The sequence below is a fragment of the Undibacterium sp. Di26W genome (assembly GCF_049340265.1).
Lineage (GTDB): Bacteria > Pseudomonadota > Gammaproteobacteria > Burkholderiales > Burkholderiaceae_D > Undibacterium.
The window spans coordinates 101,737-110,782 of record NZ_JBMPOR010000025.1 but is presented as its reverse complement, the minus strand read 5'-3'; the positions used below and the strand labels follow the sequence as shown (position 1 = coordinate 110,782).

The window sequence follows — 9,046 nt, the reverse complement described above, 5'->3', positions numbered from 1 at the left end:
TCACCATACGGACAACTTGCAACTTAAAGCCAATCTCAAATGTTCTTCTTTTTGCTTTCATCTCTTTTCCTCAATAAGTGAATTATCCCACCTATCTCGGTGTCCGTTATTATTAGACCACTACAGACTGCCATTTTGGGAGGAGCCTTGTTTAGCCCGCAAAGGTGGAAATGTAGCAGTCCATTAAAGTAGGTTTAATAACAGGTCTTGTCACCCGACCACAACTTTGACAGGTTTTCCAACTCGGGCCAGCATTTCCACTAGCGCGTCAATCGTGAATTTGCTCGTTTTCTTGTTCACAACGTCTGAAACGCGAGGACGTGTTACATGCAAAATTTCAGCCGCTGCATCTTGCTTGAGGTGACTTTCCTTGATCCAGGCTACCAATTCTCCCATAAGCTGTTCCTTGAGCGCCAGAGTATGGTCTATCCGGCCACGTGATTCATCCTGATAACGCTTAGCTTCGTCTGGTGAAAAACCAAGTTCTGCAAACAAGTTTGTGCCAGGTTTAGTAATGTGCCTGACTTGGGTGTCGACTTTACTCATTTCTTTGCTTTCCTTTCTTGCACTATGGCTCGATATCGAGCTTCAGTAATATCCTTGTCGCGTTTGGAGGTAGCTTCAGTTTTCTTCTGAAAACTGTGCAGCACATATATCGCTTCTTCAAACTTCGCCACATACATCACGCGGAATATTCCTGTCGCATCCCGAATACGAATTTCCCGTACACCTGATCCAACATCGTCAAACGGCTTCCAGTCGTCGGGTTCAAGGCCCGCCTGGACTTTACTTAGTTGAAAGCCAGCTTCGCGCCTTGGTTCATGAGGAAAATTGAGCAGATCGTCATATGAGGACCCGACCCAGCGAATTTCTTTATCGTTATTCATTGTATCAAATTTTATACAAAGCTGGAGTTGAATGCAAACCCTGAATTCTGTTCCGGCACTCTAGTAATAAATTGTTACCTTCGGGCGAGGCGAGATGTCCACATAAGCTCGGATTGATAAATCATATTCGGCCTTGAATACAAGGACGGCTATTTGGGCTGTTGATCCAGAATTTGATCAACTACGCTCATGCAATAGTAAAGATCAACTCTGCTAATTGATGGGATATCGTCACTTGCTGAACTGACGATATCGACTTTTGGCTGAGCAGTTTGATCATAAAAAATAACACCGAAGTCCCCACCGCCAAAAAAGTGCTCAGGGTAATTCACTTCTTTGGCTTTCCAAATGTCTTTCCCCCGAATTTTATAATTACAGTCCAGAAATGCACTCAAATCCCGGCCCTTCGTACCAGGGTTGCATTCTATTCTTTCAATGTTTTTGGATGTGCCAGCAGAAAAATGTTCTGCCATTTTAATTTTTACTTCTGCTAGCGTGAATGACGACTTGAAAAATAGGGTAATAGCGAAGATTAAAAACAAAAAACCAATGACAACTTGTGTTTTGCGATTCCATCCACTAATTCCATTAATTTCAATTCTCATATATGGGTATTTTCTCAAAACATACTTTAGATAGCACATGCCATAGGCCAGTAGTAATCAATGCCACTTGCAGGTTGGGCTAACTCGGCCAACTCACCCGCAACACCTTATTCATCCACGGAAATTTGATGACGGAAAAGCTAAATGGGCTCTTGTTGATCAATATATCGTAAGCGCGTTTTTCCACTGCCAGTTGCCACTCTCCGTTTTCGCTTAACAAACCATCCCTGACCAGCCAGTTGCCACGCATGCCGTCTAGCGAGCTGGCGCCTATGGCGGTCCAATGGCTAATGGCGGCGTGCAGCAGGCTTTCGCACAGTTCTTTGTCTGCTGTGGGCATTGTTATGTTGGTGTCCACGGTGTCTTGCGGTTTGAAGCCGCACAGGATTTTATTCAGCACCAGGTAGTGGTCTGCGGTCTGACTATGCCCGGTCGCTAAAAACTGCAGGTAATGCACGGCGCGTTGCTGCGCGTCGGCGGAGACGAATCTGTCGTCTACTGTCAGATGCAAGCGTGAAAAAAACAAGGGGATATAGCTTTGCAGCAGCACCAGTCCTGAATTGTTCACGTTGAATGTTGTGTTCATATTGTCCCTGTTGTGAGTTGCCGTAGCCACATATCGGCGCAGCGCATACATGTTGTTAGCCTGGTCGCAGCACCTGTCCAGATGTTGCGGGCTGTATAAACATGCTAATTTACCACTTGCAGCCAGATTGTCATAGGTGGGCGGGTGCAATGGCTCTTCGCAATGTCTCTTAGCAATATCGCTTCCGTACAAGTCCAGCGATACACACTACAATCCTGTTTGCCCGACTTTATCAACACGCCTGACCAAGCAAAACAGCATATGAAAATAGGAATACAAACCTGGGGTAGCCATGGTGATGTGCGGCCATTTCTGGCCTTGGCAGAAGGGCTGCAGGTGGCGGGGCATGAAGTCAGCCTGGTCATCACCTGCTTCGACGGTGCTTTGTATGCCGGTTTCAAATCGGCGTGTGGTGTAAAGATAAGGGTGCTTGCTTCGCCGGTGGTCAGCCCGGAAGAGGCCGAGAAAATTGGCCGCCTGGTGTACACCACCCGCAATCCCATGACGCAAATGACGACCATCCTTCGCCTTGGTTATGACCCTGTTGAAGATGCCATGTTTGAGGCGGCCCAAAGCCTGTGTGCCGATGCTGATGTATTGATCGGGCATTATTTCATGCATCCGCTTCAGATCGCGGCAGAAAAAGCGGGTAAGCCTTATGTCAGTGTGCTGCTGTCGCATGCTGCCATACCCAGTGCTTTTAACCATCCCTTAAGCGTGGCTGCTTTTGGACAGACCGGCAATCGCGTATTGTGGTGGTTGACGCAATTTGCGTTGAACCGGACGCTGAAACATTATCCCAACCGCCTGCGGCAACAGCTAGACATGCCACTGACACAAGACATCGTGACGCAAGTGTGGATATCGCCGCAGCTTGCTTTGGTGGCCGTCAGCCCGCAGATATGCCAGGCGCAAGCGGATTGGCCTGCGTCTGCGCATGTTTGCGGTTTTCTGGATATGCCAAATTCTGAAGTGGAAGGTGTTGTGCCTGATGCGCTGGCCAGTTTTCTGGCGGCGGGCGATGCACCTGTCTACATGACGTTTGGCAGCTGGATGCCGGCAGATGTGGCCGAACAGGGCAAGACCCTGCGCCTGTTCACGCAGGCGGCAACACTGGCGGGTTGCCGGGCGATTATCCAAAGCCCGGGTGGGCAGGATTGTGGTTTCGAATCCAGCGATCAGGTCTTGTACGTGTCGGCGGCACCGCATCATGCCATCTTCCCGCTGTGTCAGCTTATCGTGCATCATGGTGGGGCAGGGACGACACAATCGGCGACGCTGGCAGGCAAGCCATCGGTGGTCGTTGCCCACATCAGCGAGCAAGAACACTGGGGTAATGAGTTGCACCGCCTGGGTATTGCCGGCAAGCCTTTGCAACGACGCAAGCTGACGGCGCAGACATTGGCTACACAGATCAAGGCCGTAGTGAACGCGCCACAGATGACAGTCAAAGCAAAATCAATTGCAGAGGCGATGAAGCAAGAGAATGGTGTCGCAGAGGCGGTTAGATTGATTAGCAGGACCTTCGAAAAACTGAGCTAGCCGCGTTGCAATGAGTATAGGTAGATGAGATTAGATTCTATGGTTCCCGTCAAGTTTTTATTGCGACGAGATCGGGAACCATAGAATCTAATCGTACCTAGGATCTAAATGTGGTTTGCATCTACATTGTGATACTTACTTTTGCTCACACACTTTACAGCTTCGGTGTCAGTCAAAACGTCGTCAATGACGTTGAATACCTTTTAATCCCCTCTAACACATAGCCCTTGCGCTTGCATCTTTTGGGAGAAAATCATGGCAACCCGTGAGGTATTCGCTCGTCCCCAGCTGGTTTTTTTCCTCGTCGTGGGTTTGCTGTTTATGCTGGTGATGGTCAAGGTGGAGCTGCCTTTGCTGCTGGGGATGAATCCGCAGTGGGAACAAAAAATAAATGCCTATCGCTGGTGCCTGCATGTGCACGCATTGGCGGCAACGCTTGCATTGCTGGCCGCGCCGATACAGTTTTTCCCGGGATTTCGTAACAGGCATTTGCAGATGCACCGGGTACTTGGGCGGCTGTACGCCATCGCGGTAGCCATTGCTGCCCCGCTTGCGATTTACATTGCGTTGATGCACCTGGCCCCGGCTGAAAAATGGCCGGCAGTTGCGCAAGGCTGTTTGTGGCTGGGGACGACCCTGGCTGCTGTGCTCACGGCCTGCAAGAAGCAATTGATCATGCACCAGATCTGGATCACCCGCAGCTATGCGCTGACACTGACTTTTATTGTCACGCGCATGCTCGTCGATGTATTAAAAATGGATATCAATGCCAGCTTTGGTGGAAACGCCAACCTGATCTGGGTCAGCAGTTTCATGGCGCTGGTGATGGCGGATTTATTGTGCATATCCTTGCAGCAAGGCCGGCAGTTAGAGGCTGTATGAGCCATGCAGGCTTATATATTGTACGTGCAATCATACGTACAATCATACGTGCAGCGTTTGGCTACGTTATCTTCGGGTGAAAATAAGTGCATGCAGGAGCATTGTGCATTGTGCTGCTTGCCAAGGCAACCAGCGCATTGTTGCGCAGGCATACACCCTGGCCTTGTACGGCATCCCGATTTACAGCATGAGCTTCCCATACCTGTTAAAGAAGCTCGACCCCAAAAGCCGCTACCGCGAAATCCAGAAAACTTCTAAGCTTGGGCGTCATTCGCCGGTCTGGTGCATAGACAATGTGCAGGGGGCGGGTGGGTACTTTGTAATCCTGTAGAACAGGTACCAGGTGACCTGCATCAAGCCCGGCCTTTACCAGTTCAATTGGTTGAAGCATGATCCCAAATCCGGAAATGGCAGCAGAGAGCAATGCTTCGCCGCTGTCCACCATCAGTCGTCCGCTGATGGGTACTGAAATGCGGCCATCGGGGCCTTCAAATAGCCAGTGCGTCCGCAAAGAGGTATGTGAAAACACCAGGCATTCGTGCTGCTGAAGATCCATTGGTGTTTTTAGTGGCGGGCAAGTGGCGAGGTAAGAAGGCGCCGCACACATAATCAGACGATAGGGTGCCAGCGACCTGGCCATCAGGCTACTGTCTGATAATTCGCCCACGCGAAAGATGGCATCGTAACCTTCGTCTATGAGGTCAACCATCCGATTGCTCATGGTGAGTTCGACCGAGACATCAGGGTATTGTTTTAAATAGTCTGTCAGTTTTGGTGCCAGGGCATGAATACCAAAAGTGACTGGCGCATTGATACGGATACGTCCGCGAGGTACCGCCCGTGTTTCCGCGACCAGGGATTCTGCGGCTTCCACTTCGGCCAGGATAATTTTGGCTCGCTCGTAGAAAAGCTTTCCGATTTCGGTCAGGCTGTGACGTCTGGTTGTACGGTTTAGCAAACGTACTCCCAGGCTCTGCTCCAGCACCATCACGTTTTTACCGATTAACTGCGGCGACATCTTGAGGTCATTGGCAGCTGCCGAAAAAGACCCCAGTTCAATGGCTTTGACGAAGATGTGCATGCTGGCGAGTCTGTCCATTATAAACACCTTGTTTGTAGTGATGAAGTAATATGGCAATTTATCATTAATTGTTTTCATTTTATAGTGAACTCCTCGCAAATACTTTTGGAGATCAGCATGAAAATTGCTGTTATTGGCACTGGCAATATGGTCGCTGGTCTTGCCGGCCTGTTTTTCCGGGGCAACTTGTGAAGTTGTCATTGGACATCGTGAGCCCGCCAATGCGGCTGCACTAGCCACGAGCTTAGAACGTGTTGGTCTCCACCGGGAACGCAAGGTCTCAATTTCTTTTTCAATAAGACTGGATCAATGATGATTACTTCCCATATTAAATCCGCAGTACTCATGGTTTCTGCTGCGCCACTGACAGCCCTGGCTGCAGAACCCGCCACGACACCAAAATTACCTGCTCAACAGGTAGGCAAAAATGCTGATGTCATTGCAGAGGCACAAGCACATCGCTTGTTCATGCAACGCTTTGTGCAATTTATTAATACCGCAGATGTGAGGCTGGCTTCTGAACTGGTTTCGCCCAAAGCGATATTTTATGTGCCGGGCCGTGCAGAACCGATGAACGGCCCCGCCGGGTATCTGGAAATCATCCACATGATGCGTTCTGGTTTCCCCGATATTCAATGGACACTGGAAGAAACCGTCGCTGAAGGCGACAAAGTGGTGGCGCGCTTCACCATGCGCGGTACACACCAGGGAACTTTTTTTGGCGTGCCAGCCACAGGCAAGAAGATCGCCGTACAAGCACTGAATATCTATCGTTTCTCTGCTGGGCAAATTATTGAAGAACGTGGCCAGCCAGATCTGCTTGATTTATTGCGACAGATTGGCGCTGTTCCCATGTAAGCAGGGGGCAAATTTATGCAGAGCCAAGGCAGCGCTGTACCTGCTCAATAAACCATTGGCCCGCCAGGCCGGGTGGTGCGGCGCTGGGGTGGACTGCCAGCGGATGGCTATGCAGGGCCACCATCAGCAGCGGCACTATACCCACGGCCTTGCTGCTTAGACATTTCCAGGTAGCCATGCTTTGGTATGTCAAAGTCGCCATCAACTCTCAAATAAATATAGCCGTTGATTCTCATAGAGATAGGCGGCTTATTTATAGCTCGCTGATATTTTTAAAAAAAGACCCTAAGAGTTGATTGGCCGCAAGCAAACGAACATTCCCTATCTTCCATTTTTTAAATGCTTGCCTATTGCGCGTTCATCTGTATATACTGTGTATATGAAATATGATTTTGTATTTTCTCAAACGGACAAAAGTCCCATGTATCAACAGATCATGGAACAAATTAAACAGCGGATTGCTGTGGGGGATTGGCCGCCCAAAACACCTTTACCTTCAGTGCGTGAGCTGGCAACTGAAACGAAGGTAAGCATTATTACGGTCAAGCGTGCCTATCTGGAATTGGGACGAGAAGGTGTCATTGTTACTCAACAAGGCAAAGGGAGCTGGGTAAACGACACGCTTGATCTGACGATACTTCAGAAAGAAGAGTTAATCCAGCACCTGGAGCAAGCCGGCAAATTGGCAAAATCTCTTGCCATACCGGAAAACAAAATATTGCAGATGATAAAGCAATTTATGGAATAGGGAGATCGGGATGGATTTGCCGCTGGCAGTAGAGTGTAAAGGCATCAGCAAGGGGTATCACCATTTTAAGCTGCAAGACATTAACCTGTCTTTTGAACAGGGTGCCGTCATGGGGTTGGTTGGACCGAATGGTGCCGGAAAATCGACGATCTTGCGGCTGGTCATGGGCTTGTTGGGGCCTGACGCTGGTTCGGTCAGGGTATTGGGACATTCCATGCCCGACGAGCAAATCGCCGCGAAGCGACATATCGGCTTTATCTCCGATGACATGCGGCTCTACGAGAGCGAGACGATTACTTTCCATATGGACTTTATCAAATCGATATTCGACACTTGGGATTCCGACTACGCTAACACCCTGTTGCGCCGCTTCGACCTTCATAAAGACCAGAAGGTCAAAGGCCTGTCTCACGGCCAGAGAGTCAAGGCTACCCTGTTGTTAGCGCTTGCCCGCCGCCCCAAGCTGTTGGTGTTCGACGAGCCGACCACCGGCCTGGACCCAGCTGTCAGGAAGGAAGTGCTTGACGAAATGATGAATGCGCTAGAAGACGAAACGCGGTCCATTCTTTTTTCATCGCACAATACATTGGATATAGAGCAGATATCCGACTACATCAGCTTTATCTATGATGGCCGCATCATCGAATCCCGCAACAAGGAAGACTTCATGGACGGCTGGCGAAGACTACGTTTGATAAACATGGAAAACAAGCCCTTGCCGGAACTGCCAAATATCAAGGATATCCAGCAGAGCGGCCACCTGTGTGCGGTGACTGTTAATGATTACGATGAGTCCATTCCAGCGCAGTTCAACAGCGCCGGTCAGGTCATAAAGGCCATCGAGCGTTTGAGCCTGGAAGAGATATTCCTGGCCAACGTCAAATGCGCCAAGGCGAGTATCAATATGGAGTTTGCGCAATGAATAGCTCGATAGTCCCCCAACTGGTCAGAAAAGATTTCCAGATCATGAGCCGGACCATATTCGTGTTCGCTCTGGTGAGTCTTGCCGCCATTGGCATCTTGCCCTTGCTCCATGGGCGCATACCGAATTGGGTGCTGGTCAATATCGGTTTTATGATGCTACTGGGTCCAGCCGCAACTTGCGGTATTGTGCTCATTATGAAGACCAATGTGTTCGAGAAAGAAAAATCGACACAGCCGTTCATCATGAGTCTTCCTGTTTCAGTGAAGGAATTCACCCTGGCAAAGCTGCTGATCAACTTGCCTGTATTCGGTATTTTCTGGTTGGTGGTCAGCGCGGTAGCATTTTATTTCGCCTTTGGACTTAAGCTGTTTCCGCCAGGCGCTGTTCCATTTGTCACCATGGTATTTCTGGGTGTGTTTGTCGCCTACACCTGTATCCTCAGCGTCAGTTTGCTTTTCCAGTCGTTGGCTATCACAGTTTTGTCCATAATGACCTTCGAGTTGGGCACGTCTGCTTATCTATGGACGATTGCCTTTCTGGACCCGATTGGACCTTATGTTTATGGTTCAGCGATGGTATGGAATTCAACAGCAATTGCCATTGTGGTGACCCAGGTCATTATTGCCATATCCGTGATCTTGGCGACATTACATATTCAAAGCACAAAACGAGACTTTCTCTGACCCGGAGCACTCAGGCTGACAATCACGTAAAGCCTGACAGGGCAACGCCATGAACTAGCTGGAAATAGTAAAAACGTTTGGATTATTCTTAGGCTTACGCAAAATTGTCCCAGAACGTAGATACGATTAGAGGAGCGTAATCGTACGCATGTCTATCACGGCATGCTGCCTTCAACAGCTGATTGACTGAAGAAAATACAAAACAGTGAATTTCCTCCTGCTGGATAGAAGATAGGAAAATTGGAAGCT

General features: G+C 49.3%; 12 protein-coding genes. 6 read left to right on the top strand and 6 right to left on the bottom strand.

Annotated features, from left to right (window positions below):
* Positions 1–210: 210 nt before the first annotated feature.
* The 4 genes from ACO0LM_RS23865 to ACO0LM_RS23850 all read right to left on the bottom strand — a co-directional run bounded on the left by ACO0LM_RS23865 (position 211) and on the right by ACO0LM_RS23850 (position 2,129).
* Positions 211–546, bottom strand: a complete 336-nt coding sequence (locus tag ACO0LM_RS23865) for a helix-turn-helix domain-containing protein (protein WP_423040606.1) — start codon at positions 544–546, stop codon at positions 211–213.
* On the bottom strand, positions 543–887 hold the full coding sequence (locus ACO0LM_RS23860; RefSeq protein WP_422985012.1) for a type II toxin-antitoxin system RelE/ParE family toxin: 345 nt from the start codon (positions 885–887) through the stop codon (positions 543–545). The genes ACO0LM_RS23865 and ACO0LM_RS23860 overlap by 4 nt, the downstream gene beginning before the upstream one ends.
* Positions 888–1,036: 149 nt before the next feature.
* Positions 1,037–1,492, bottom strand: a complete 456-nt coding sequence (locus tag ACO0LM_RS23855) for a hypothetical protein (RefSeq protein WP_423040604.1) — start codon at positions 1,490–1,492, stop codon at positions 1,037–1,039.
* A gap of 79 nt (positions 1,493–1,571) precedes the next feature.
* Complete coding sequence (locus ACO0LM_RS23850) at positions 1,572–2,129, bottom strand: contractile injection system tape measure protein (RefSeq protein ID WP_423040602.1); 558 nt, start codon at positions 2,127–2,129, stop codon at positions 1,572–1,574.
* Between the two features lie 210 nt (positions 2,130–2,339).
* Here ACO0LM_RS23850 and ACO0LM_RS23845 point away from each other — a divergent pair, with 210 nt between their 5' ends.
* Both ACO0LM_RS23845 and ACO0LM_RS23840 read left to right on the top strand, forming a co-directional pair.
* Positions 2,340–3,620, top strand: a complete 1,281-nt coding sequence (locus tag ACO0LM_RS23845) for a glycosyltransferase (protein ID WP_423040600.1) — start codon at positions 2,340–2,342, stop codon at positions 3,618–3,620.
* 255 nt (positions 3,621–3,875) lie between these two features.
* Positions 3,876–4,502, top strand: coding sequence for a DUF2306 domain-containing protein (locus ACO0LM_RS23840; RefSeq protein WP_423040598.1), 627 nt, complete (start codon positions 3,876–3,878; stop codon positions 4,500–4,502).
* A 205-nt stretch (positions 4,503–4,707) separates the two neighbouring features.
* On the opposite strand, the gene ACO0LM_RS23835 is transcribed toward ACO0LM_RS23840, so the two are convergent.
* Entirely contained in the window at positions 4,708–5,601 is an 894-nt protein-coding gene (locus tag ACO0LM_RS23835; RefSeq protein ID WP_423040616.1) for a LysR family transcriptional regulator, read from the bottom strand.
* A gap of 327 nt (positions 5,602–5,928) precedes the next feature.
* On the opposite strand from ACO0LM_RS23835, the gene ACO0LM_RS23830 reads away from it, so the two are divergent.
* The gene (locus ACO0LM_RS23830) at positions 5,929–6,441 is read left to right on the top strand and encodes an ester cyclase (protein WP_423040596.1); all 513 of its coding nucleotides are present in this window, start codon (positions 5,929–5,931) and stop codon (positions 6,439–6,441) included.
* Between the two features lie 13 nt (positions 6,442–6,454).
* On the opposite strand, the gene ACO0LM_RS23825 is transcribed toward ACO0LM_RS23830, so the two are convergent.
* Positions 6,455–6,643, bottom strand: a complete 189-nt coding sequence (locus tag ACO0LM_RS23825; protein ID WP_423040594.1) for a hypothetical protein — start codon at positions 6,641–6,643, stop codon at positions 6,455–6,457.
* Between the two features lie 219 nt (positions 6,644–6,862).
* Between ACO0LM_RS23825 and ACO0LM_RS23820 the strand changes: the two genes are divergently transcribed.
* The 3 genes from ACO0LM_RS23820 to ACO0LM_RS23810 are packed head-to-tail and all read left to right on the top strand — an operon-like array spanning position 6,863 to position 8,797.
* Positions 6,863–7,189 carry a GntR family transcriptional regulator gene (locus ACO0LM_RS23820; protein ID WP_423040592.1) on the top strand — a complete coding sequence of 109 codons (327 nt, stop codon included), beginning with the start codon at positions 6,863–6,865 and terminating at the stop codon, positions 7,187–7,189.
* Positions 7,190–7,199: 10 nt separating this feature from the next.
* Positions 7,200–8,111: an ABC transporter ATP-binding protein gene (locus tag ACO0LM_RS23815; protein WP_423040590.1), complete on the top strand. Its 912-nt coding sequence runs from the start codon at positions 7,200–7,202 to the stop codon at positions 8,109–8,111.
* Entirely contained in the window at positions 8,108–8,797 is a 690-nt protein-coding gene (locus ACO0LM_RS23810; protein WP_423040588.1) for a hypothetical protein, read from the top strand. Before ACO0LM_RS23815 ends, ACO0LM_RS23810 begins: the two co-directional genes overlap by 4 nt.
* Positions 8,798–9,046 lie beyond the last annotated feature (249 nt).

What these genes read in the sequence shown, in the direction of transcription:
- ACO0LM_RS23865 (WP_423040606.1), bottom strand. Translation starts at nt 546, where the DNA reads ATGAGTAAAGTCGACACCCAAGTCAGGCACATTACTAAACCTGGCACA.
- ACO0LM_RS23860 (WP_422985012.1), bottom strand. Translation starts at nt 887, where the DNA reads ATGAATAACGATAAAGAAATTCGCTGGGTCGGGTCCTCATATGACGAT.
- ACO0LM_RS23855 (WP_423040604.1), bottom strand. Translation starts at nt 1,492, where the DNA reads ATGAGAATTGAAATTAATGGAATTAGTGGATGGAATCGCAAAACACAA.
- ACO0LM_RS23850 (WP_423040602.1), bottom strand. Translation starts at nt 2,129, where the DNA reads ATGTATGCGCTGCGCCGATATGTGGCTACGGCAACTCACAACAGGGAC.
- ACO0LM_RS23845 (WP_423040600.1), top strand. Translation starts at nt 2,340, where the DNA reads ATGAAAATAGGAATACAAACCTGGGGTAGCCATGGTGATGTGCGGCCA.
- ACO0LM_RS23840 (WP_423040598.1), top strand. Translation starts at nt 3,876, where the DNA reads ATGGCAACCCGTGAGGTATTCGCTCGTCCCCAGCTGGTTTTTTTCCTC.
- ACO0LM_RS23835 (WP_423040616.1), bottom strand. Translation starts at nt 5,601, where the DNA reads ATGGACAGACTCGCCAGCATGCACATCTTCGTCAAAGCCATTGAACTG.
- ACO0LM_RS23830 (WP_423040596.1), top strand. Translation starts at nt 5,929, where the DNA reads ATGGTTTCTGCTGCGCCACTGACAGCCCTGGCTGCAGAACCCGCCACG.
- ACO0LM_RS23825 (WP_423040594.1), bottom strand. Translation starts at nt 6,643, where the DNA reads ATGGCGACTTTGACATACCAAAGCATGGCTACCTGGAAATGTCTAAGC.
- ACO0LM_RS23820 (WP_423040592.1), top strand. Translation starts at nt 6,863, where the DNA reads ATGTATCAACAGATCATGGAACAAATTAAACAGCGGATTGCTGTGGGG.
- ACO0LM_RS23815 (WP_423040590.1), top strand. Translation starts at nt 7,200, where the DNA reads ATGGATTTGCCGCTGGCAGTAGAGTGTAAAGGCATCAGCAAGGGGTAT.
- ACO0LM_RS23810 (WP_423040588.1), top strand. Translation starts at nt 8,108, where the DNA reads ATGAATAGCTCGATAGTCCCCCAACTGGTCAGAAAAGATTTCCAGATC.